The following is a 23,947-nucleotide window of genomic DNA, read 5'->3' on the forward strand; positions in this document are numbered from 1 at the left end:
ATCCGAACATTCTGATTAAGCGTAGGTAAAATACGTAGACTCCTGTGGGAACAGCACGAGCTGAGGATCCACTGTGTGAAGTGTCTTTCTTCACACAGTTAGCCGAAGCCGTGCCCACGGAAAGCGAAGTGTTTTACCGAAGCGCTATACGCTTTCAGACATAATGTTCGGATTTTCCTTATCTAATTACTCTTTTGTCCCAGCCTCTTTTTATCATGTCTAATTAAAAGATAAGAAAAAAGGGGTTGAACGAATGTTATTTGATACACATGTACATTTGAATGTTAACCATTTTGACCAAGATCGGGAACAAGTCATTCAACGTGCTCAAGAAGCAGGTGTAAATAAAATGGTGGTGGTTGGATTTGATCATGAAACCATTCCAAAGGCATTGCAGCTTGCGGAGAAGTATGATTTCATCTATGCAGCTGTAGGTTGGCATCCTGTTGATGCCATTGATTTTACCGAGAAGGAGCTTATCTGGCTAAAGGAGCTCAGCGCGCATGAAAAAGTGGTTGCGCTAGGAGAAATGGGTTTAGACTATCATTGGGACAAATCCCCCAAAGATATTCAAGATCGAGTGTTCAGAAAACAAATTCAGTTGGCAAAAAAAGTTAATATGCCAATTATTATTCATAATCGAGAGGCCACTGAAGATATTATTCGTATTTTACAAGAGGAGCAGGCTGAAGAGGTAGGTGGTATTATGCATTGCTACAACGATTCAGTTGACTATATTCAAGCCTGTTTAGCGATGAATTTCTATATATCGTTAGGAGGCCCTGTCACGTTCAAAAACGCATCTTTACCAAAGGAGGTTGCTCAACAGGTCCCTATAGATCGGCTATTAATCGAAACAGATTGTCCCTTTCTTGCACCACACCCCAATCGGGGGAAACGTAATGAACCAGCATTTGTTGCACTGGTTGCTGAGCAAATTGCACAATTAAGAGGGATTAGTGTCGAGGATGTTGCCCGCGCTACTACTGCTAATGCACTGCGGTTATTCAGGCTCGTTAATTGAATGAAAATATTCTGAGCAAAGGTAACTAAGCGTGTGGTGAAGCTTGAAGAAAATAGGATATATTACGTTTATGTAACGGAAGTCCTACCTTGTAACCTTTTTTTAATCTATGTGAAATAAGATGAATTATTACAAGCCAAAACATTGTTATTAAAGGGTTTTGGCTTGTTACATTGTGAAAATAGCGGTTTGACTTCCTTTTTGTAACTTTATATAATACTCTCGCGTAACAAAAAGGAGGCAAATAAGCATGAATCCTATCTCAAAGCTATTGCCAGTATTAAAAAGTAAACGAATTATTGCACTTACAAGTATGGTTGCACTTATTTTTTCTATTGGTTTTATTATACTTGAAACAACAAAAGCTGAATTGCAGTTTACACATAATGGTGAAACAGAAACGCTGATCACCCGTGCAAATACAGTTGAAGGCTTGTTGGAAGAATTAGAGATTGATGTAAGTGAACACGATAATCTTTCGCATTCAATGAACGCAGAAATAGAATCAGATATGCATGTTGTTTATAAAGAAGCAAAAGAGGTCACTGTAGCAGTTGATGGTGAGGTTGCATCCTATTATACAACGCAAGATACTGTTGAGCAGTTCCTCTCTGATATTGAGTTGGAGGTAGCTGATCATGATGTGTTAAACGTTGATCTAACAGAAAAGATTGTTGAGCAGTTAGCGATTGAACTTGACCGAGCGGTACAGGTGATGGTTTTAGATGCTAACGAAGAGGATGAACTTTGGACAACTGAAGGAACTGTAGCTGATCTCCTTGAAGCACAGGCAATTGAGTTAAATGAACTTGACCGAGTTGAGCCAGAGCTAGATACGTTGATTACCAAAGAACTCATTGTATCCATTACAAGGGTGGAAGAAGTAACAGATATCATTGAAGAGGTGGTAGACTATTCTACTGTTCGACGAAATGATAGTTCCATTGAACAGGGTCAAGAAGAAGTAATTACCGACGGTGTTGATGGCTTAATTGAAAAACAATACCGTGTTACGATTGAGAATGGTGAAGAGGTCAAGCGTGAACTAATTAGTGAGCAGGTTAAGCAAGAGAGCGAGCAGAGGGTTGTTGCCGTAGGAACGAAGGTTATTCAGCAAACAGTATCAAGAAGTAGTAGTGCTTCAGCTTCGAGTAGCTCGAATACTAGCTCTAGCTCAAGAACGTTGTCCATGGAGGCGACAGCCTATAATTGGGATTGTGGCTCTTGTGATGGTCGTGGACTGACTGCTACTGGCTATGATTTAAAGGCAAATCCAAATGGTGTCGTTGCTGTTGATCCGAGTGTCATTCCGTTAGGTACGAGACTATATATTGAAGGCTATGGTTATGCAGTAGCTCGCGATACTGGTGGTGCCGTAACAGGAAACAAAATTGATCTTCATATGTCCAGTATCGGCGAGGCAAGAAACTTTGGTCGAAAAACGGTAACCGTTGAAATTCTAGATTAATAAAAACACGTAACCCTTGTTAATCGTAATTAACAAGGGTTTTTTGTGGTTCTTGTAGTACTATAATGGTTTAGATCAAGTTTACATCTTTCTATAGGAATTATTGTCAGAACACTTACGTTCTATGCTAGGGTGTTTTTTTCAAATATCAAGAAAACAGTGAATGCTGGTATATGATCGTTTTTATATTGAAGGCAAGCTATAGCCACCTGATAAAACTTTTTTATAATAAAAAATGCTATTGAACCACCAGTGTGTGCCGTGCTTTACTTTAGAGGTAAAAGGAGTTGTATTCTTTTCTACTAGAGCTAACCCATATAAATTAGCTTAACGTAAGAAATCTTAACCAAGTATTCACCTAACGAAACACGTGAGCTAAGAGCTCAATAGCCAAAGCAAGATAGGAAAGAGGATATAAGAAATGGACAAATGTAATGATGTATATATAAAGCGTGAAACACTAGAGTATGTATTAAGTAGACTACTGGGCAAGACCATATGTTGTGCCGATTATCAAACGAGACAACTGCAAGGTGGGACATTAGGGGATGTCCGACTTGTAACAGGTATCGCTGAAACTTTTGATGGTGTACAGTTGCCATATAAGGTCGTTTGGAAGAAGCAAAAAAAATGGGATCGACACGGCGATCCTGATTCATGGCGGAGGGAATATGATCTTTATACCTCAGATTTCGCTAATACCCTTACCAATTCTTTTTGCTGGCCCGTGTGTTATCATGCAGAGCTGATTGATGACGAGATACAGCTTTGGCTAGAGTATATTGATGGTGTCTCAGGCTTAAATATGACCGCTGAGATGTATGCAGGCGCAGCCAAAGAATTGGGACGGTTTCAAGGTAAGTTATACACTGAACAACCGAAAGTCTTGCAGGAGTTGGCCAACTTAAGTAAGCTTGAGTATGCAAAAAACGTTTATCAACATTATCGATCATGGAATGTTGTATATGATTACGTTCGCTCTGCTGACTGTGAAATCCCTAAGCACCTATGTCAAATGCTGATCGACGTAGACAATAGCGCTGATGAAATATTTAGTCGTATTGAAAAGCTGCCTATCGTACTTTGTCATAGAGATTTTTGGGTGGCCAATATTTTTTACTCAGCCAGTAAAATCGTAGTTATCGACTGGGATACTGCTGGATGGGGCTATTTAGGCGAGGACATCGCGAGTTTAATTGCGGATGAAGCTGATGTGGGTCATATGATTGAATATTACCAAAAATGTGTTTCAGCCTATTACAAGGGTTTTTCAGAATACGTGGAGGTATCTCATATTTCTGATCATTGTGTCCATGAATTGATTCTTATTATGTTTGGCTATCGGCTTGTGGAGTGGTTTAAGTTTGCGTCCTCCACTGAAGATAAAGCACTACATCTTAATACCTTGCAAAAGATTTATGAGATAAACCATTTTTAGCTAGGGTTAATAGTGAAATTAAATTAAAAACCTCTGCACTCCTTAACTAAGAAGGGGTGAGGAGGTTTTTAATTTGGTTGAATTGTATAAAAGTCGACTAATTTTTTTCTTAATAAATACAGTGAACGGAATGATAGCTTGATTACTTAATTCCGTTATGGGAGGCTAATAAAACAGGACTGTAGTGGGATTTTAACTTTTTTTAATCTTTTTAGTATATTATAATAAAAAACAGCGAGTAAAAAAACACTTAACTAAGAACATGTTAATTTAAATATTGGAGGCTTTTTTTATTGAAAATTAAAGAAATTATTGTCGTTGAGGGTAAGGATGATACGGCAAAGGTTAAACAAGCTGTAGATGCAGATACCATTGAAACGAACGGGTCGGCTGTAGATCAGCGGGTTATTGCTCAGATTAAGCACGCTCAGGAAAAGCGTGGTGTTATTATCTTTACTGATCCTGATTTTCCTGGGCAACGAATTCGAAGTCTTATTTCAGAAGCTATTCCAGGCTGTAAGCATGCTTTTTTAACAAAGGATGAAGCGCGTCAGAAGCGTGATAAAGGAATCGGTATTGAGCATGCTTCTAAAGAGGCAATTAAGGAGGCTTTAGCTAAGGTCTATCAGCTCGAAGAAGATGATCAGGATGAAGTTAATAGGATTACCAGAGAGAGTTTGCTTGCTTATGGGCTAATCGGTGGCTCTGATGCGAAGAGACGTAGAGAGCTACTTACGACTCAATTGCGGATTGGCCATGCCAACGGAAAACAGTTGCTCAAGCGCTTGAAAATGTTCCAGATTTCTCTCGATCAACTTAATCAAGAGATGAAAGCAATTCTGCAGGAGGAAAAGGATGTCTAAACAAAAAGCAATTGCGACACCGTCACAAACGAAGCACTACTTAGGGAAATATGGGTTTAGTTTTAAAAAGAGTTTAGGACAAAATTTTATTATTGATGTCAATGTCTTGAAAAATATAATTCAAGCAGCAGCTGTAACAGACGCTACTGGCGTAATAGAGATTGGGCCAGGAATGGGGGCCTTAACAGAACAGCTTGCTCAGCATGCAAAGCGGGTTGTTGCATTTGAAATTGATCAAAGGTTAGCGCCTGTTTTAGCTGATACGCTGTCTGACTATGATAATGTTTCAATCATTTATCAGGATATTTTAAAGGCAGATGTACAAGAAATTGTACAGCGAGAATTTAATCGCGAACAGCCAATTAAAATTGTGGCTAATTTACCGTATTATGTAACAACCCCGATTATTATGAAGCTATTAATGGCGAAATTACCAATTGAAAGTATAACCGTCATGATTCAAAAGGAAGTCGCCGATCGAATGGCGGCAACGCCTAATAATAAAAGCTATGGCTCGTTGTCAATTGCTGTCCAGTATTATACTGAGGCACGGGTTGCATTAAATGTGCCAAAGACTGTCTTTATGCCACAACCTAATGTTGACTCAGCTGTTCTACACTTAGACTTTAGGCAGACACCACCGGTCCAGGTTCAAGATGAAGAATTTTTCTTCGAGCTTGTGCAAGCCTGTTTTGCCCAGAGAAGAAAAACGCTTCGAAACAATCTGTTCAACTTTTTTAAGACATCACTATCTAAAATGGAGATTGAACAAAAATTGACAGAAGCATTAATAGATGGGACAAGGCGTGCAGAATCATTGACTATTGCTGAATTTGCTCAACTAGCTCATACTTTTCAGCCTTCATACTTACCATGAAACCATAAAAAACAGACTTTTGAAAAGCGATAATTAGCTTTCAATGTCTGTTTTTTATGGTTTAAGCAATTTACTCACATGTTAATCGCCTGCATCATAGGCTATTAATAGAGCGGGAGGGGATTAAGAATGGATTTAACCATAGGTGATCTTGTCACAAGGGTATCACATCAGCATGATATTCTGTTTCGAATCTGTGCCATTAAGGATAACGTTGCTATTCTCCATGGCGAGGATTTAAGACTAGAAGCCGATGCACCGTTAGAGGATTTAGTAAAGCTGTCAGAGCGAGACATGAAGGCTTATCAAGAAAATGAAAAGGACAAAACGGATTATTCCTTTCGGCTATTTAAACAAGACTATCAGCTAATGAAAGAAAAAAGAACATATGAGGCTACAGAAGGCTATGACCTTGAGAGTAGTTATTTTCAGTTACCTGCAAGTGTCCTTCACTTAGATGGTGATCGTCACTATTTAAAAAAATGTATTGAGCTCTATAAACGGATCGGACTACAAGTACATGGCTTATATATCGAGGAGACAGATATGCCACTTGAAATTGGGAAGCTAGTTAAGCGAATCCGGCCTGATATTGTTGTCATTACAGGTCATGATGCCTTTTCTGAAAAAAATGGTGGAAAAAATGATTTAAAGGCGTATCGTCATTCACGTTACTTTGTAGAGGCGGTTAGAGAAGCAAGGAGAGTCGAGTCGAGCTTGGATCAATTAGTTATCTTTGCTGGGGCTTGCCAGTCCCATTTTCAATCTTTAATTCGAGCAGGGGCAAATTTTGCTAGCTCGCCTTCGCGTGTTAATATCCATGCTCTCGATCCTGTCTATATTACTGCCAAATTAGCTTATACCTCTTTTATGGAACGAGTAAAGGTAGTGGACGTATTGAGAAACACACTTACAGGCGAACGTGGATTAGGAGGTATTGAGACGAGGGGCTTCCTAAGAACGGGTATGCCTTATCTTGAAGATGAGGCAATTGAGTAATTTAATGCATAAATAGCCAAAAACAAGCCATAATACTAAACATTCACACTATAAATTATAGATTTATGAATAAAGTCATAAAATAATGTATTGACAAACAAAATGCAATACTGTTATAATAAAATATTTTATTGACTAATTTATTGGTCCGTGCTATAATGAATGAAGTGAGGTGGAGTATAGTGGCAAAGACTTTAGTTGAGATTAAACGTAGTTTGGACGGTCAAATCGGAAAACGCCTTAAGCTTATCGCTAATGGTGGACGAAGAAAGACAGTGGAACGATTCGGTACGCTAGAGGAAACTTACCCAGCAGTTTTTATTGTGGCATTGGATCAAGAAGAAAATGCCTTTGAACGTGTTTCGTATAGCTATGCTGATATTTTAACAGAAACAGTAGAGTTGAGCTTCATCGATGAAATAAACAGAATGGCAGTGGGTGAGCAGTAGTATTAACTTACTGCTTTTTTTGTTGCCTAAAAAAGGTCACGAATGATCTAACGATTACATGACCCCTTTAGCAGATCAGGCTAGCCAAATTATCCTTTTTTTCACTTAAAAATGTGTTATGATGTTGATACAAAAGTAGATTACGGAAAATGTGAAAAAGAGGATGACATATATGCATGTGTTTGAAAAAGCTCCTGCCAAAATAAACCTGACCTTGGACGTGCTTTATAAAAGACCCGATCAATATCATGAGGTTGAGATGGTGATGACAACTGTTGATCTAGCTGATCGTCTTGAGTTAATTCATCTTAATCAAGATGTTATCCAGATTGAATCAGAGAGTAAGTATGTCCCAAACGATGAGCGTAATTTAGCGTATGTTGCTGCGGACCTTATAAAAAAAACATATAAGATTAACAGTGGTGTGCAAATTAAAATTGAAAAGCAGATTCCTGTTGCAGCAGGCTTGGCGGGCGGTAGTAGTGATGCTGCGGCTACACTACGGGCGTTAAACAGGCTTTGGTCATTAAATAGGTCGCTTGATGAATTAGCAGCACTAGGCGCACAAATAGGGTCTGATGTTCCTTTCTGCGTTTATAATAGGACAGGTCTCGCCCAAGGACGTGGAGAACAGATAACACATTTGCCCCCACCACCTTCGTGTTGGGCAGTTTTAGCGAAGCCTATTATTGGCGTGTCAACAGAATCTGTTTATCAGAATTTAAATTTACAAACAATAAAGCATCCTAATACAAAAGCAATGGTAGCAGCAATTAATAATAGCAATTATGATCAGATGGTCAAATATGTTGGGAACGTATTAGAGGATGTGACCTTGCCATTGCATCCAGAGGTAACTCAAATTAAAACAATGATGAAGCAGTCCGGTGCTGACGCAGTACTAATGAGTGGGAGCGGGCCAACTGTATTCGGATTAACAAGACAGCAGTCAAGAGCTGATCGAATCTATAATAGTTTGAAAGGCTTTTGTCAGGATGTCTTTGTCGTAAGGCTGCTAGGGTGAAAAGAAAACTTGATTAAAACCGTATAAAATGTTATATTTGTTGCAAAATATTCGGTTTTCGGGGTGGGAATATGAAAAGAAGCGATCGCTTAATTGGTATGACACAATACGTTTTGGAAAATCCAATGAAATTAATTTCATTGCCATATTTTTCAGAGCGATATGATGCTGCTAAATCTTCAATTAGTGAGGATTTAACAATTATGAATAAGATGTTCAAAGATGAAGGCATTGGTTATCTTGAGTCCATTGCAGGTGCTGCTGGAGGAATCCGATACATACCACAGTATAATGAGAGTCAAAGTATAGCTTTTATTGAACATTTAGCAGGACGGTTAGAGGACCCTAATCGTATTCTTCCTGGTGGCTATTTATTTATGAGTGATATTCTGGGTGAACCCAAAACGGTCAGTACGATTGGACGTTTATTTGCGACTGCCTTCGCTCACCTAAACATAGAGGCGATTGTCACGGTTGCAACCAAAGGGATACCGATTGCTTATGCTGTTGCGTCCTTTTTAAATGTCCCGGTGGTTATCGTCCGAAGAGATCCAAAGATAACCGAAGGGTCAACCGTTAGTATTAATTACGTATCAGGCTCTTCAAGGAAAATTCAAACAATGGTGCTGACAAAACGTAGTTTAAAACAAGGTTCAACCGTTTGTATTATTGATGACTTTATGAAGGCTGGCGGTACAATTGATGGTATGAAGAGCTTATTAAAGGAATTTGATGCCCATGTAGCAGCAATAGGTGTTTTAGCTGAAGCTGAAGATGAAGAGGATGAGCGTGTTGTAACAGATTATACCTCACTACTTCAAATATCAAATGTAGATGTGAAAAATACCCAAATTGATGTTAGTAGAGGAAATTTCTTTAATTAATAACCTTATGTTTCTTCGTATGACTATATTAGTGATTGTAATACATATATTGGATTTATGTTGTGTGTGATTAACATTTTTATTAACATTTTGTGTCCGCCTAGTAGATTGCTAAAAGTTTTTTTCAAAATAAATGAAATTAAGCAGGAATTAAGATTCATGCTGTTGAATTAATCTTTAAGCAAGCTTAAAAGGAAAAAGGTGGTGAACATAATGGAAGTGACAGATGTTAGATTACGCCGCGTCACAAGCGAAAGTAGAATGAAAGCGATCGCTTCGATCACTTTAGATGATGAATTTGTCATTCATGATATTCGCGTTATAGATGGGAATAATGGCCTGTTTGTTGCTATGCCTTCAAAACGGACTCCGGATGGTGAATTTAGGGATATTGCTCATCCAATTAATGCAAATATGCGTGCGAAAATTCAGGATGCTGTTTTAGAGAAATACCATCACGCACAGCAACCTGATGTTCAGCTTGAAAAAGCAGGGGTCTCTTAATATTTTTTTTATAAACATGAAAAGCCTAGTCGATTATCGATTAGGCTTTTCACTTTGTAGGTAGAACAAATTATTACAGAGGAAATGTTTGCGCTATTGAAAAGCATGTTCTTTTAAGATATATTCTTTAGTGGTATAATTTTAAACGTCTAATAGATACTGAAATCTAAAAAATTAAAAATAAACTTTAATAACACGATATGGAGGGTAGCGTTTAATGATAAATAAATACGCCATTGTTTTAGCAGCAGGGCAAGGCACACGAATGAAATCAAAGCTCTATAAAGTGCTACACCCAGTAATGGGGCGACCTATGGTTCAGCATGTTGTTGATCAGCTCGAAGCACTTAAATTAGAAAAAATTATAACCGTTGTTGGTCATGGTGCAGAGCAAGTAAAAGACCAACTCGGTCAAGCATCTGAATTTGTTATGCAAGCAGAACAGCTCGGTACTGGACATGCAGTTCAGCAAGCAGCACCTTTGTTATATGATAAAAAAGGCGTGACTATTGTTGTTTGTGGTGACACACCGCTACTTACGCAGGAAACGCTGAATAAACTGTTTGATCATCACCAATCTACTACCGCAAAGGTTTCCGTCTTAACAACGACCATTGCCGATCCGACAGGCTATGGTCGCATCATTCGTGATCAATCTGGTCACGTTGCGAAAATTGTTGAACAAAAGGATGCTGACTTGGAACAATTATCTGTTAAAGAAATTAATACAGGCACATACTGCTTTGATAATCAATTCTTATTCGCAGCTTTAGAAAAGGTCACAAATGATAATGCTCAGGGTGAGTATTATTTACCAGATGTAATAGAAATTGCACAGCAAGAAGGTGAAAAGGTTGTTGCTTTTAAAACGGCTAACTTTCATGAAACAATTGGTGTAAATGACCGTGTTGCCTTGGCTCAGGCAGAAAAGCTAATGAAGCAACGTATTAATGAACAGCATATGCGTCAAGGAGTAACTATTGTTGACCCTGATCAAACATATATTGCACCTACGGTTACGATTGCTGAGGATGTTGTCATTGAACCAGGCTCCATTATTAAAGGTGATACAAAAATAGGTGAACATGCAATTATTGGACCATACAGTGAAATTCTAGATTGTATTATCGGAGCGTATACGCATATTAAGCACAGTGTTGTCCATGCAAGTGAAATTGGCTCACATGTTAATATTGGTCCTTTTGCACACATTCGACCAGCATCACAGCTTATGGATGGTGTAAAGGTCGGTAATTTTGTTGAAGTGAAAAAATCGACAATAGCGCACGGAAGTAAAGTTTCTCATTTAAGCTACATTGGTGATGCCGAGGTCGGCCAAAATGTTAATGTTGGCTGTGGCGCAATTACAGTCAATTATGATGGAGCAAATAAATTTAGCACAAAAATTGAAGATGATGTCTTTATTGGTTGTAATGTTAATTTAATTGCCCCAGTAACGATTGGTAAAGGTGCACTAGTGGCAGCTGGTTCAACCATTAATAAGGATGTGCCTGCCGAAGCTTTATCAATCGCTAGAGCAAAACAAGAAAACAAAGAAACGTATGCACAAAAATTTAATAAATTATTAAAATAGAACAATATGGAGGTTTTGACTAAATGTCAACGGGATATCAAGATCGTACCTTAAAAGTTTTTACGCTTAATTCTAATCCAAAGCTAGCAGCTGAAATTGCTGAACAAATCGGTGTTAAGTTAGGTGAGTGTTCAGTTACAAGCTTTAGTGATGGGGAAATTCAAATTAATATTGAGGAAAGCGTTAGAGGTTGCGATGTATATGTTGTACAATCAACGAGTGCACCAGTAAACCAACACATCATGGAGTTATTAATTATGATTGATGCATTAAAGCGTGCATCAGCTGCAACAATTAATGTTGTTATCCCTTATTATGGATATGCACGTCAAGATCGAAAAGCAAGAGCAAGAGAACCCATCACCGCAAAATTGGTTGCTGACATCCTACAAGTCGCAGGTGCTTCTCGTGTTATTACACTGGACCTGCATGCACCACAAATTCAAGGCTTTTTTAACATTCCAGTTGATCAGTTGGTCGGAGTGCCAATTCTAGGTGATTACTGGAGTGAAAAAGAATTTGCTGATGTTGTAGTTGTATCACCTGATCATGGTGGGGTATCGCGTGCCCGCCAGCTTGCCGAGCGTCTAAAAGCACCAATTGCAATTATTGATAAACGGCGACCACGACCAAATGTTGCTGAGGTAATGAATATAGTTGGAAATATAAAAGGGAAAACGGCAATATTAATTGATGACATGATTGACACGGCAGGGACAATCAGCTTAGCAGCAAATGCATTAATAAAAAATGGTGCAACAGATGTATATGCTTGCTGTACGCATCCTGTTTTATCAGGGCCAGCTATTGATCGGATAACAGATTCCCCTATTAAAGAGCTCGTTGTGACAAACTCCATCCCGCTTCCGATCGAAAAACAAACGGATAAGGTTGTGACCTTATCCGTCGCGCCATTAATTAGTGAGGCGATTATTCGTGTTCATGAGCAATTGTCAGTTAGTGTTTTATTCGATTAAGTTTTTCTTTAAAAAAGGTTTAACAAGAGTGTCATAAGGGAATTGTAACCATTAGAATCGTTTTATTTACCGTTAGAAGAATTAAACTCAACATTTAAAAGTTCACCAATATGGTAAATACAATTATAGAAATGGCACAAGCTATTTTTATAAAGCTTAAGAACGAAAATTTAATGGAGGTTATGTAGCATGGCAGTTAAACTAGAAGCAAAGCCAAGAAATGACTTGAAAAAATCAAACACGAGACGATTGAGAAAAGAAGGTTTAATCCCGGCTATTGTATATGGCCATGAAAAGGAACCGAAATCTGTCACTGTAAACAGCATAGATTTATTAAAAACAGTTCGTGATGAAGGGCGTAATGCCATTATTTCTTTAGAAGTAGAGGGGAATAGTGTAGATGTTATGCTTCATGATTATCAAGTAGAGCCAATTATGGATAAGCTCATTCACGCTGATTTCTACATTGTTAATATGGCACAAGAAATGGATGTGCAAGTTCCTCTTCATTTAGAGGGTGAGGCGCAAGGTGCTAAAGATGGTGGCGTCTTACAACAACCCCTACATGAATTGCTAGTCCGAGCAAAACCAGCTAGTATTCCTGAGGAAATTATAATTAACGTTACGGAATTAAATGTAGGTGACTCAATAATGGTTGCCGATCTTAAAGAGGGTAAAGGCTATGAAATTGTAGAAGATCCGAATACAACGATTGTGACAATTACAGCCCCTACTTTAGCTGAGGACCTTGATGCAGAACCGGAAGATGAAGATGTAGAGCCAGAATTAGTAGATCAAAAAGGAAACGCAGAAGAAGTAGAGGAATAATAACGATAATGCAAAACCTGAACGGCAATACGTTCAGGTTTTGCATTCTTTTTTATAGACTAGTCTAGAGCAGAGAATAGTTTGTCGTGTTAGTGCTTATTAGTCGTTGCACTTTCTTTTTTTATAAAAACAAAGTACAATAAGAGCCATACCGCAAAAAGGAAGTTGTGAAATTAATGAAGTGTATCGTAGGTTTAGGAAATCCGGGCTTAAAGTATCAAAAAACTCGGCATAATGTTGGATTTATGGTGATTGATCAATTAGCAAAACGTAACAAATGGACGGTAAGTAAACATAAATTTCAAAGTCATTGCACGATTGAAACTGTTGGTAATGAACAGGTTATCTTGTTAAAACCGCAAACATACATGAATCTATCTGGGGAGAGCGTCAAAGCAGTGTTGGATTTTTATAAATTAACACCTGAGCAGTTGTTAGTTATTTATGATGACTTAGATCTCCCGGTTGGAAAGGAACGCTTAAGACAATCTGGTGGCCATGGAGGCCATAATGGTATTCGCTCAATTATTGATCAATTAGGTACGAAAACATTTAATCGCATTCGTGTTGGCATTGATCGACCAGAATTTGATGTTACGGTTACGGATTATGTATTGGGTAAGTTTAGTAAAGAACAGCACTTAGCTATAGCGGAAAGTATTGATCGCTCAGTTGCTGCTTGTGAGGCATGGTTTAATCGCTCATTTCTCGAAGTGATGAATGATTTTAATTGAGCTACATATAATTTTATAAGCTCGTATAAGCTAACCAGATTAGGAGATACTAATGTTTAAACAGTATCAGACTAGGAGGGTTCCGATGCGAGTTCATTACAAATGTAAGCATTGTCTATCAACAATTGCTCAGCTTAATCACGAGCGCTTAAACCTTGATCAGTTAGGTTTTAACCATTTACCAAGTGATCAAAAGGAAGTCATGGTTAAACAGCATCAATCAGGGGATGTAGATGTTTTAGTCATTTGCGAAAGCTGCGAGTCAGCCCTTTATAAATTTCCTGTTTACCATGAGCTGGATCATTTTATACATTGATATGAACATAAATAAATAAGTAAGTGGAGCTTTGGTTTTAAAAAAACCAAGGCATTTTGCACGTTAAAGAAGTCGAAGCAGGTGGCTTTATAATGATAAAGCATTAAGCATGATGGAAGTTAGCATCCTGTCTGTAGTACGGGAAGGCATTCTGGTGCTATGTAGCTTTAAAATCTAATTTGGCTACATGAATGGGGGAACAAGCATGAAAGGCTTTATTAATTTTTTACATGATCATCAAGATATTCAGTCCGTCGTTAGTGGCTTATCGTCAGGGCTAAAAGAGCAGTTAATTACAGGTTTATCAGGTTCAGCAAGAAGTATGTGGATATCAACTATTCAAGCAGCTTCTAAAAGAAGACTTCTTATTATAACAAATCACCTTTCACAGGCTCAACAGTTATATGATGATTTGAACGAGCTGATAAACCCTGAAGCTGTTCATCTCTATCCAGTTAATGAACTCTTAGTCGCCGAAATGGCAGTTTCGAGTCCAGAGCTTAGGAGTCAACGAATAGGATCTTTGACTGCTTGGGCGCAGCAAAGGGAAGGGGTACTAATTGCTCCAGTTGCTGCATTAAAGCGGATTTTGCCACCAATAAGCTATTGGGAGACATTTAAGCTCTATTTCAAACTGGGTGAGGATATTAATATTGACCAGTATTTAGCTAAGCTTGTAAAAATGGGTTACGAACGTGTTGATATGGTTGCAAGTCCAGGAGAATTTAGCATGCGTGGTGGAATAATTGACCTTTATCCAATTACGGAGGACCATCCAGTTCGAATCGAGCTGTTTGATGAAGAGGTCGATTCAATTCGATTTTTTGATGCGAATAGTCAACGCTCGCTTGAAAAAGTTGATAAGGTTACCATTCTTCCTGTTACAGAACTACTTCTGACAGGTGAGGATATGAGTCGCGCTGCTGACAGGCTTGAGAATAGTTTAGCTGCTGCATTGAAAAAAAATAAAAATGCTAATGAAAAGGCTGCATTGCATGAGCAAATTCATCATGATCTTGACCGACTCCGCCGGCGAGAAGGTTTTGAGGATATGTATAAATACAATCAATATTACTATGATCAGCCAAGTAGCTTGCTAGATTACTTGGGCAATGACGGCTATATCTTTATTGATGAAATAGGACGTGTTCAAGAGTCTGCGCAAATTTTAGATAAAGAAGAAGCAGAGTGGATAGCTACCTTACTAGCTGATTATAAGATGGTCCCTGATCTGTCTCTTTCGTTTGATTGGTCTAATATTTGGGCAATGATGGTGCAATCTAAAATATATCTATCCGTCTTTCTTCGTCATGTTACACATACGATGCCTCAAAATGTTGTTAATATTACAAGTAGAGCCATGCAACAGTTTCACGGACAAATGAGCGTGTTACAAAGTGAAATGAAACGATGGCAGAAGGCTGATTATTCAATTGTTTTTCTTGCCTCAACCCCGCAACGTGCAGAGAAAATTCAGTCAATCCTAGCTGATTATCAAATTGAGACGGGGTTAGCTGATGAGACAGTTCGTTTACCCGTTAAACAGCCGATCGTTATGGTCGGAAACTTATCAACAGGGTTTGAACTGCCAATGCAAAAGCTGGCCCTGTTGACTGACCAAGAATTATTTAAGGCTCGCGTGACGAGGCGAAAGCAAAAGAAGCAAAAACTATCAAATGCGGAGCGAATAAAGAGCTACCAGGAGCTTAAGGTGGGTGACTATGTTGTTCATGTCAATCATGGAATTGGCCGCTTTGTTGGTGTTGAAACGTTAAAGGTTCAAGATGTTCATAAGGATTTTATGTTAATTAAGTATAATGGCGACGATAAGCTCTTTGTTCCAATTGATCAAATTGACCTTGTCCAAAAATATGTAGGATCAGAAGGTAAGGAGCCAAAGTTATATAAATTAGGCGGAGCTGAGTGGAAAAAGGTTAAGCGGAAAGTTCAATCTCGAGTTGAAGATATTGCCGATGATTTAATCAAGCTTTATGCAGAACGAGAGGCTTCGGTTGGCCATGCGTTTGGAGAGGATACTTTACATCAACGTGAGTTTGAGGATGCGTTTCCTTATCAGGAAACAGAAGATCAGCTCAGGTGTATTGAAGAAATAAAGCAAGATATGCAACGAACTAGACCAATGGATCGTCTTCTATGTGGCGACGTTGGTTATGGAAAGACTGAGGTGGCTATCCGTGCAGCCTTTAAGGCAATTATGGAAGGGAAACAGGTCGCTATCCTGGTACCAACAACTATTCTAGCGCAGCAGCACTATGAGACAGTTATTGAGCGGTTTCAAGAGTACCCAATTGAGATTGGCTTGTTAAGCCGTTTTCGAACTAAAAAGCAACAGACTGAAACGCTTAAAGGGTTAAAGGAAGGTGTTGTTGACCTAGTAATTGGCACGCATCGTCTATTATCAAAGGATGTTCAGTATAAAGACTTAGGATTATTAATAGTTGATGAAGAACAACGATTTGGTGTGAAGCACAAGGAAAAGATTAAACAGCTAAAAGCAACTGTAGATGTATTGACCTTAACAGCAACACCGATACCAAGGACACTACATATGTCAATGTTAGGTGTTCGTGATTTATCTGTAATCGAAACGCCGCCAGCCAATCGTTTTCCAATTCAGACCTACGTTTTAGAATATAATCCAATGCTATTGCGAGAATCAATTGAGCGAGAATTAGCAAGGGGCGGCCAAGTTTTCTTTTTATATAATCGTGTCGAAAGCATTGAGCGCAAGGCGCAAGAAATTCAAATGCTAGTTCCTGAAGCTCGAGTGGCGGTTGCGCATGGACAAATGAATGAGACTGAGCTAGAGAATGTCATGTTAGCGTTTTTAGCAGGTGAATATGATGTACTTGTCAGTACGACCATTATTGAAACAGGCGTCGATATCCCGAATGTGAATACACTAATTGTTGACAAAGCAGATCGAATGGGTCTGAGTCAGCTTTATCAACTAAGAGGACGAGTTGGTCGGAGCAATCGAATTGCTTACGCATATTTTACCTATCAAAAGGACAAGGTATTGACTGAAGTAGCAGAAAAAAGACTGCAGGCAATAAAAGAGTTTACTGAGCTCGGCTCTGGGTTCAAAATTGCTATGAGAGACCTGTCTATTCGCGGTGCGGGAAATATATTGGGTGCGCAACAGCATGGCTTTATCGACTCAGTAGGCTTTGATTTATATTCTGAAATGTTAAAAGAAGCGATTGAAAGAAGAAAAGAAGGGTATAATGGAGAAGAGAAGGAACTAGTAAATCCTGAACTTAATTTAACGATTGATGCTTATATTCCTGATTCGTATATTCGAGACGGAAAACAAAAGATTAATATGTATAAACGCTTTCGAGCAGCCAATGATCACGATACTTTAGAAGATATAAAGGAAGAGTTGGTAGATCGATTTGGTGATTATCCAATTGAGGTTGATAACTTAGTTAAAGTAACAGCATTGCGTATTGGCGCAAAGACACATCGAATTGAGACAATCAGAGAATCTAATAAAAAAATTGTCATGACATTCGACAACAAGGGTAGTAAAGCGATTGACGGAGCAAAGCTGTTTCGTTATAGCTCTGATTTTGGTAGAATGATTTTATTGAGTACAGATCAGGAAAAATTAATGGTGACTTTTAGCTTTTCTAAACAACTGCCTCCTGATCGTTATCAATACATTGATTCATTTATAGGCGCATTGGAAAAATTAAAGCACTAAGGATGTATAGTTCCTTAATTGGATAACCATACTAAATACACCACGACATAGAACTTATGTTAGGATGTATGTAAGTTAACGATTAATTTACGATGAAAGAGAGGCTACACAGATGAAAGCAACAGGTATTGTCAGAAGAATCGATGATTTAGGACGGGTTGTTATACCAAAAGAAATTAGACGTACATTGAGAATTAGAGAGGGGGATCCTTTAGAGATTTTTGTTGATCGAGAAGGAGAAGTCATTTTGAAGAAATACTCTCCTATCCAAGAACTAGGGAGTTTTGCACAGGAGTATGCAGACTCACTACATGAATCATTAAAGAAACCCGTTCTTATTTGTGATCGCGATACATTTATTGCAGTGGCAGGAGAGAGTAAAAAGGACTTTTTAAGTAAGAATATAGCTAATTTGGTTGAGCGCGTGATGGATGAGCGTAAACCCCTTATTAAGGAATCTTTTGTTGCATTGGAATTAAGAAAGGATCAACCCGTTATTAACGCATCTTACGTCATGCACCCTATTATTTCTAACGGTGATCCAGTCGGATCAGTTATTGTTTACTCAAAAGAGGAAAAAGTTACTCAGCAGGAAATTACAACGGTAGAAATTGCGTCTAACTTTTTGGGACGCCAAATGCAATAATAAACGATTTCAAAAAAGCGCACAGGCAGTTGCTTGTGCGTTTTTTTGTTGTTTAGGAAACGATAAGAAATATTGAAAATAAATGCCTAATCATTAATGTGTACAAGTGAGGTGTTGCAAAAAATAAATTAATATTAACTCAATACCTTACCACCATAACTTCTTCTCAGCTACTTTGTACCAATTCCTCAATTTTTCCCTATCGTTATTCAACATAATCTGATCTATCGAGTGATATAAAGTTACTGTAGCGATACAGACATAAGAAACGATAAAAAAAACCAATTTTATAAGTATATTGACATAAACAGACAACTGTTTGCCGATCTTATTTTAGTAATAAGTTAATATACCTAACTAATAAATTTATAATAAATTAAAAATTCAGTTTTTTAAATTTTTAGTTAGATATAAAATCCATTAATTACAAAATAAAGCCATTATATTGAAAGGTATAGTGACTTATTTCACTGTTTTGTAGAGAAAATGTAAAGGGTGATTTGCTAGGATTTAATAGGGATGTATCTAGTTGTTTGTATTTAAAAATAGACCTTACAAATAGCATGAATAACATAAATTACTCGCTGAAGTGCCTGGTACAGACAGTTTTAATCGAATTGTGATTGTGATTAAAGGACTGTTAATCGTCTTGTTAATTATCTGATTCGTCATGGTCAGTATAATGTTTATACATAATTGCATGACAAATTGCATATGCTCTTAGGCACCTTCAAACGGTTATTTTTGTATTTTTTATAACAGGGGGAAATAAAGTGAAGAAAAAATTTAGTATGGTACTCATTTTTGTATTGTTATTAAATACACTTTCCAACAGCGCTGTCTTTATGTCTCAGGCTACTACTGAACCTGAGCAAAGAAGCATATTTGGCAATTTAATAACGATTGATCAAGAAGGTCAAATTGTTGAGCCAAGTGAATTAGAAGTAGGGGCAGTAACTGTCGAGCTGGCATGGTCAGTAGTCGAGCGGTCAGTTAACGATGGCTACTCAGAGACGGTAACGCTTATTGATGAACTAAATATTGACCAAGAACAGAATGGTGAGCTAATTTATAAAGAGACTGAAATTGGCCGCTATCAAGTTACTGAAGACAACACCGTTACGGTTACGTTTAACGAAGAGATTGAGACACATAATGAAGCGGAAGGTAAGCTTGTATTTACAGCTCAAGTCGCTGTAAATAACGAAGCAGTTAAATCTGAAGCAGAAGTAGAGCAACAAGATGAGGAAGTTGTCCAAGAGAAAAATGTCTCTGAAGATAAGCAAGTGCCAGCAGATAATGAGAAAATTGCGCATACAAGTGCATTCTCAGCATTGGCGGGTAGCGCTATCGCAGAGAACTTAATTCAAGGTGTAACTGCTTGGAATAACCCTGATCAGAATGGTATGCCAACCGATAACTCTGAACAATTACAGGATATTCGAGCTAACACAGGGGAAACCCTTTCGTTAGTGTTTGCATGGGAGCTTGAGCAAGGCCATTCTTATCAAGCAGGTGATCATTTTACTTTTTCTTTACCGGATAAATTCTTGCAAAATATTGAACTGACAGGTAATTTACCATGGGAAAATACAATTGTCGGAGATTATGTAATTTCTCCCGAGGGAGAAATTACTTTTACGTTTAACGAGCAAATTAATGATGGCCAAGGTTTTTCAGGTGATTTTTATATTTGGCGACAATTTGATAGTAGCAAGTGGCAAGGAGAAACCAGGCAAGAGCTAGTATTCGAGTTTGATGGAGAATCCATTAGCATTCCTGTTCATTTTGAAAAAGATAGTAGTCCAGAAATTACTAAGGGTGGTCAAGCTAAGAAGGACGGCGTCAATAATACCCGAAATGCGGACACGATTGAATGGATTGTTGACTTTAATTTAGGGGAGCGTCATGTTACAGCTGCGGAATTTAAAGATACGTTGCCAAGTGGTTTAGTACTTGATTTAAATTCGGTTAGAATCTATGAGTTAGCAGTTCAATTAAATGGAAATGTATCACAAGGAGCTGAGGTGAGCTCTGCATTTAATCCAGATGTAGCGGGGAATGCATTCACAATTGATTTTGGCAATATTGATAAAGCTTATCGTGTCGTTTATGAAACGTCAGTTCCGCTACCCAGTGGAGAAACCCCAGATTACAGACCAAGCTATCGAAACGATGTTGTCATAACCGGCAATGATGGGGCGTTTAGTCAAAATCAGAGTCATAGTGTAACGATTCAATTTAACGAACCGTTAAACAAAGGTGTAGAAAGCTATGATGCTAATTTACAAGAAATTGAATGGGTTATTAATTTCAACTTTAATCAACAGCCAGTAATCGAACGATTAATTGATACTTTTGATACCGATCACCAAACTTTAGATTTAGACTCATTTGAGGTTTACGAAGTAACTATTAATGCTAGTGGGGAGCCAACAAATCCCGTACAACTTGATAACGGCAGCGATTACGATGTTCATCCAAATAACGAAGGATTTGAATTAGCATTCGCAAGCACTGATAACAAAGCATATCAGATTTATTATAAAACAAGAGCGACTAATCGCGTTTATGATGACCAGGTTACTGTCGAGAATAATGTGAAAATTGGTAATGATGGAGAGTCAGAGCCAGCTAGTCAAGACATTGGTCAAGTCATATTTAATAAAAGTAATGGTGTTATTGATTATGCTAATAAAGTCATTACTTGGACGTTAACAATTAATCGAGATAACAAGTTTATGGAAGACACGGTGGTGACCGATACTTTTGCGAATCAGGGATTGAACCTTGATCCCGGCAGCTTGCTTATTAATGGCAGTCCAATTACAACACAGCAATTAGCAGCAAATCCAACTTATCAGGAAGGCTTTACATTAGCGCTTGGCGATATTGATGAGACCTATATTATTACTTACGATACCATCTTTGATCCCACCTATTTTGATATTAATGAAATTAATCCACAGTATCGAAATAATGCACGTTTAGATTGGACTAATAAAACAGCAGGTACGCCAAGCATGGAGAAAAGTGGCACTGTTACACCTCGCCCTTATATGGTTAACAATGGTGATAAAACGGTGGAGTATGATGCGCAAACGAAAGAATTAACGTGGACTATTGATATTAACTTCAATCGTCATACCATTAATGAACCTGTTTTACGCGATTTTTATTCAGCTGGGCAAGCGTTTGTCAACGACTCGCTTACGGTTTATGAGCTAACAGTAAACCATGGTAACGGTGGTACGGTTACAGAAGGGAATGCCATTTCTGATAATGCATACAGCTATACAATGGAGCGGGATGAGAATGGGTTAGACGGTTTTGAATTAACGTTTAATCATCCAATTGATAGTCCCTATCGAATTGTCTATCGCACAACGCTTGAGGGAGAGGCAGTATTAAGTGAGTATACCAATAATGCGACCTTAATTGATGCTGATGAGCCCAATAAATTGCTATTTTCTAGGGAGGCAAGAGAAGAACCGCGCTTTGGCAATGAGTTTATTAATAAAGCGGTTAGCCAAGGAACTGGGGCTAATCAAACAACAGCTTTCTGGACGTTAAATATAAATAGAAGCAATTCTTATATTGACAGAGCAATTGTTAATGACACGCTCTCTAATAATCAAACTTATTATCAAGATACCTTTAAATTATATGAAACACAGGTGGCCTCGAATGGTGTTATTACAAAGGGAACAGAAGTAGATTCAGCTTTATATAACATCGAATTTTCAGTTGATGAAGAAACGTGGGAGGAATCCTTTGAATTAACTTTTAGTGATGAGATTGAAGAACCATATATTCTTGAGTATGAGACATTTATTAACGCTAACCATGGTGATGACATCTCTAATACAGCTTCATTGTTGGGTCATGTTGTTGATAATGCGATTGACTCATCAGAGCAAGACCATACTGCCAGCTTTCAAGGTGGTGCAGGAGGCGTTGTTTACGCTACTGGTGGTGCAGAATTAACCATTGAGAAAGTGGATAGCGATGATCAGTCAGTTCTATTAGAAGGTGCGGTCTTTGAGATATATGATGTAACAGGCACACGGTTACTTGAAGTTATCACAACAGATGAAGACGGCATTGCCCGTACAAGCAACAAATACAAGTATGGAAAATATCTAATTATGGAAATTACCCCTCCGGAAGGCTATGTACTTAATGCTGAGTATGCAACTGGGAAGGTAGTAGTCTTTGATCATGATGGCATTTATGCACTTGATGAAGATGATCGGAAAGAGGACACTTCATATACGTTTACAAACACATTAGGTGTATGGGAATTTGAATTACAAAAAGTAGACCAGGATAATTCAAGTACGTATCTGGCGGGAGCGGAATTTAAATTTCAAGAAGAAATAAATGGTGATTTCGTTGATGTTAGTCCGCAGCCGGATCAAGACGTGCTAACAACCAATAGTGAAGGTAAAATCAACTTGACACTAGAGCACTTTGAAATAGGAAAGAATTATCGCCTTGTCGAGATTACCGCACCGATTGGCTATATTATTAATGAAGCGAATCCAGTTAGTGTAGACTTTACCATTGATGGAGATCAGACAGTATTAAAGACAGCTATGCTTACAAATGAGGCGGTAGAGGATGGATCTGTGCGTCTAACGAAAGTTGATGATGTAGACAGAACAGTACTTGAAGGGGCTGTGTTTGACCTTGAATACAACCAAGGGGGAACGGGCAATTGGATTAACCATACGACTAATCTAACGACAGATGAAGATGGAGTCATTGCAGTTGATCAGTTAAAAGGTGGTCAATATCGCCTTGTCGAACAGCAAGCACCAAGTGATTATCAGCTCGATGATACACCTATTTACTTTACAATTGAGGCCAGTAATGAAGCAGTTGATCTTGAAGAGATTGAAAACAGCTTAATTAATGGCGCAGTCGAACTGACGAAACGTGGAGCGGACAACAATCTCTTAGCAGGCGTTGTCTTTGAACTTCAAGACGATGCAGGCGAACTGTTATTGTCAGATTTAGCGACTGATGAAGATGGTAAATTATTGGTGGAAGATTTACGACCGGGCTGGTATCAATTTAAAGAAACAGCGACTATTGCAGGTTATCAGCTAAGTGAACACATTGAGCGATTTGAAATTACTCGTAGTCAGCAAACGGTCTTAACTGTTGATTTTCTTAATGAATTAACGCCGGGTACAGTTCGCCTAACCAAGCTGGATGAAGCTAATGCGTTATTAGCGGATGCAGAGTTTTCGTTATTTGATTCGAATGATAATGTTTTACAGGAGTTATTGACAACGAATGAAGCAGGCTATTTTGATTTAACTCTGGAGCCAGGGTTCTATAAGTTAATTGAAACAAAAGCACCATTTGGCCATGATTTAGATGCTACTGCAATAGAGTTTGAGGTCATTTTTAATCAAGACGATCAACTAGAAGCTTCTTTGCAACTGAGCAAAATTAATCAACAGTCAACAAGTGGCGTCGAGCTTATCAAAAAAGGTGAGCGCGGTGATTTACTAACAGGTGTTACATTCAAAATAGAGGATGAATTCGGTAATACTGTAGTAGAGGATTTAGAAACAGATG

18 protein-coding genes are annotated in these 23,947 nt (G+C 38.2%); all 18 read left to right on the plus strand.

What is annotated here, in order from left to right; all coding sequences use genetic code 11:
- Nucleotides 1–253 precede the first annotated feature (253 nt).
- The gene (locus BM000_RS16105) at nt 254–1,024 is read left to right on the plus strand and encodes a TatD family hydrolase (RefSeq protein WP_091500304.1); all 771 of its coding nucleotides are present in this window, start codon (nt 254–256) and stop codon (nt 1,022–1,024) included.
- 250 nt (nt 1,025–1,274) lie between these two features.
- Nucleotides 1,275–2,492, plus strand: coding sequence for a ubiquitin-like domain-containing protein (locus BM000_RS16110; RefSeq protein WP_091500306.1), 1,218 nt, complete (start codon nt 1,275–1,277; stop codon nt 2,490–2,492).
- Between the two features lie 421 nt (nt 2,493–2,913).
- Nucleotides 2,914–3,930, plus strand: coding sequence for an aminoglycoside phosphotransferase family protein (locus tag BM000_RS16115; RefSeq protein WP_091500307.1), 1,017 nt, complete (start codon nt 2,914–2,916; stop codon nt 3,928–3,930).
- Between the two features lie 293 nt (nt 3,931–4,223).
- Nucleotides 4,224–4,793, plus strand: coding sequence for a ribonuclease M5 (gene rnmV / locus BM000_RS16120; RefSeq protein WP_091500309.1), 570 nt, complete (start codon nt 4,224–4,226; stop codon nt 4,791–4,793).
- Nucleotides 4,786–5,670 carry a 16S rRNA (adenine(1518)-N(6)/adenine(1519)-N(6))-dimethyltransferase RsmA gene (rsmA, locus tag BM000_RS16125; protein WP_091500310.1) on the plus strand — a complete coding sequence of 295 codons (885 nt, stop codon included), beginning with the start codon at nt 4,786–4,788 and terminating at the stop codon, nt 5,668–5,670. The genes rnmV and rsmA overlap by 8 nt, the downstream gene beginning before the upstream one ends.
- 129 nt (nt 5,671–5,799) lie before the next feature.
- On the plus strand, nt 5,800–6,669 hold the full coding sequence (yabG, locus tag BM000_RS16130; RefSeq protein ID WP_091500312.1) for a sporulation peptidase YabG: 870 nt from the start codon (nt 5,800–5,802) through the stop codon (nt 6,667–6,669).
- 182 nt (nt 6,670–6,851) lie between these two features.
- On the plus strand, nt 6,852–7,118 hold the full coding sequence (veg, locus tag BM000_RS16135; RefSeq protein ID WP_091500313.1) for a biofilm formation stimulator Veg: 267 nt from the start codon (nt 6,852–6,854) through the stop codon (nt 7,116–7,118).
- Nucleotides 7,119–7,290: 172 nt separating this feature from the next.
- Nucleotides 7,291–8,142, plus strand: coding sequence for a 4-(cytidine 5'-diphospho)-2-C-methyl-D-erythritol kinase (gene ispE / locus BM000_RS16140; protein ID WP_091500314.1), 852 nt, complete (start codon nt 7,291–7,293; stop codon nt 8,140–8,142).
- Between the two features lie 71 nt (nt 8,143–8,213).
- Complete coding sequence (gene purR, locus BM000_RS16145) at nt 8,214–9,026, plus strand: pur operon repressor (protein WP_091500316.1); 813 nt, start codon at nt 8,214–8,216, stop codon at nt 9,024–9,026.
- A gap of 213 nt (nt 9,027–9,239) precedes the next feature.
- On the plus strand, nt 9,240–9,530 hold the full coding sequence (gene spoVG, locus BM000_RS16150) for a septation regulator SpoVG (RefSeq protein ID WP_091500318.1): 291 nt from the start codon (nt 9,240–9,242) through the stop codon (nt 9,528–9,530).
- 217 nt (nt 9,531–9,747) lie between these two features.
- Entirely contained in the window at nt 9,748–11,124 is a 1,377-nt protein-coding gene (gene glmU / locus BM000_RS16155) for a bifunctional UDP-N-acetylglucosamine diphosphorylase/glucosamine-1-phosphate N-acetyltransferase GlmU (protein ID WP_091500319.1), read from the plus strand.
- Between the two features lie 23 nt (nt 11,125–11,147).
- Nucleotides 11,148–12,101 carry a ribose-phosphate diphosphokinase gene (locus tag BM000_RS16160; RefSeq protein WP_091500321.1) on the plus strand — a complete coding sequence of 318 codons (954 nt, stop codon included), beginning with the start codon at nt 11,148–11,150 and terminating at the stop codon, nt 12,099–12,101.
- A 189-nt stretch (nt 12,102–12,290) separates the two neighbouring features.
- Nucleotides 12,291–12,929, plus strand: coding sequence for a 50S ribosomal protein L25/general stress protein Ctc (locus tag BM000_RS16165; protein WP_091500323.1), 639 nt, complete (start codon nt 12,291–12,293; stop codon nt 12,927–12,929).
- A 176-nt stretch (nt 12,930–13,105) separates the two neighbouring features.
- Nucleotides 13,106–13,663 carry an aminoacyl-tRNA hydrolase gene (gene pth / locus BM000_RS16170; RefSeq protein ID WP_091500324.1) on the plus strand — a complete coding sequence of 186 codons (558 nt, stop codon included), beginning with the start codon at nt 13,106–13,108 and terminating at the stop codon, nt 13,661–13,663.
- A gap of 85 nt (nt 13,664–13,748) precedes the next feature.
- Nucleotides 13,749–13,979, plus strand: a complete 231-nt coding sequence (locus tag BM000_RS16175; RefSeq protein ID WP_091500326.1) for an anti-sigma-F factor Fin — start codon at nt 13,749–13,751, stop codon at nt 13,977–13,979.
- A 205-nt stretch (nt 13,980–14,184) separates the two neighbouring features.
- Nucleotides 14,185–17,709, plus strand: coding sequence for a transcription-repair coupling factor (gene mfd / locus BM000_RS16180; RefSeq protein WP_091500328.1), 3,525 nt, complete (start codon nt 14,185–14,187; stop codon nt 17,707–17,709).
- A 112-nt stretch (nt 17,710–17,821) separates the two neighbouring features.
- Nucleotides 17,822–18,355, plus strand: a complete 534-nt coding sequence (gene spoVT / locus BM000_RS16185; protein ID WP_091500330.1) for a stage V sporulation protein T — start codon at nt 17,822–17,824, stop codon at nt 18,353–18,355.
- A gap of 773 nt (nt 18,356–19,128) precedes the next feature.
- The coding region (locus tag BM000_RS16190) for a SpaA isopeptide-forming pilin-related protein (protein ID WP_091500332.1) at nt 19,129–23,947 on the plus strand (4,819 nt) is incomplete at its 3' end.

The organism is Amphibacillus marinus (assembly GCF_900110345.1).
Classification (GTDB): Bacteria; Bacillota; Bacilli; order Bacillales; family Amphibacillaceae; genus Amphibacillus_D; species Amphibacillus_D marinus.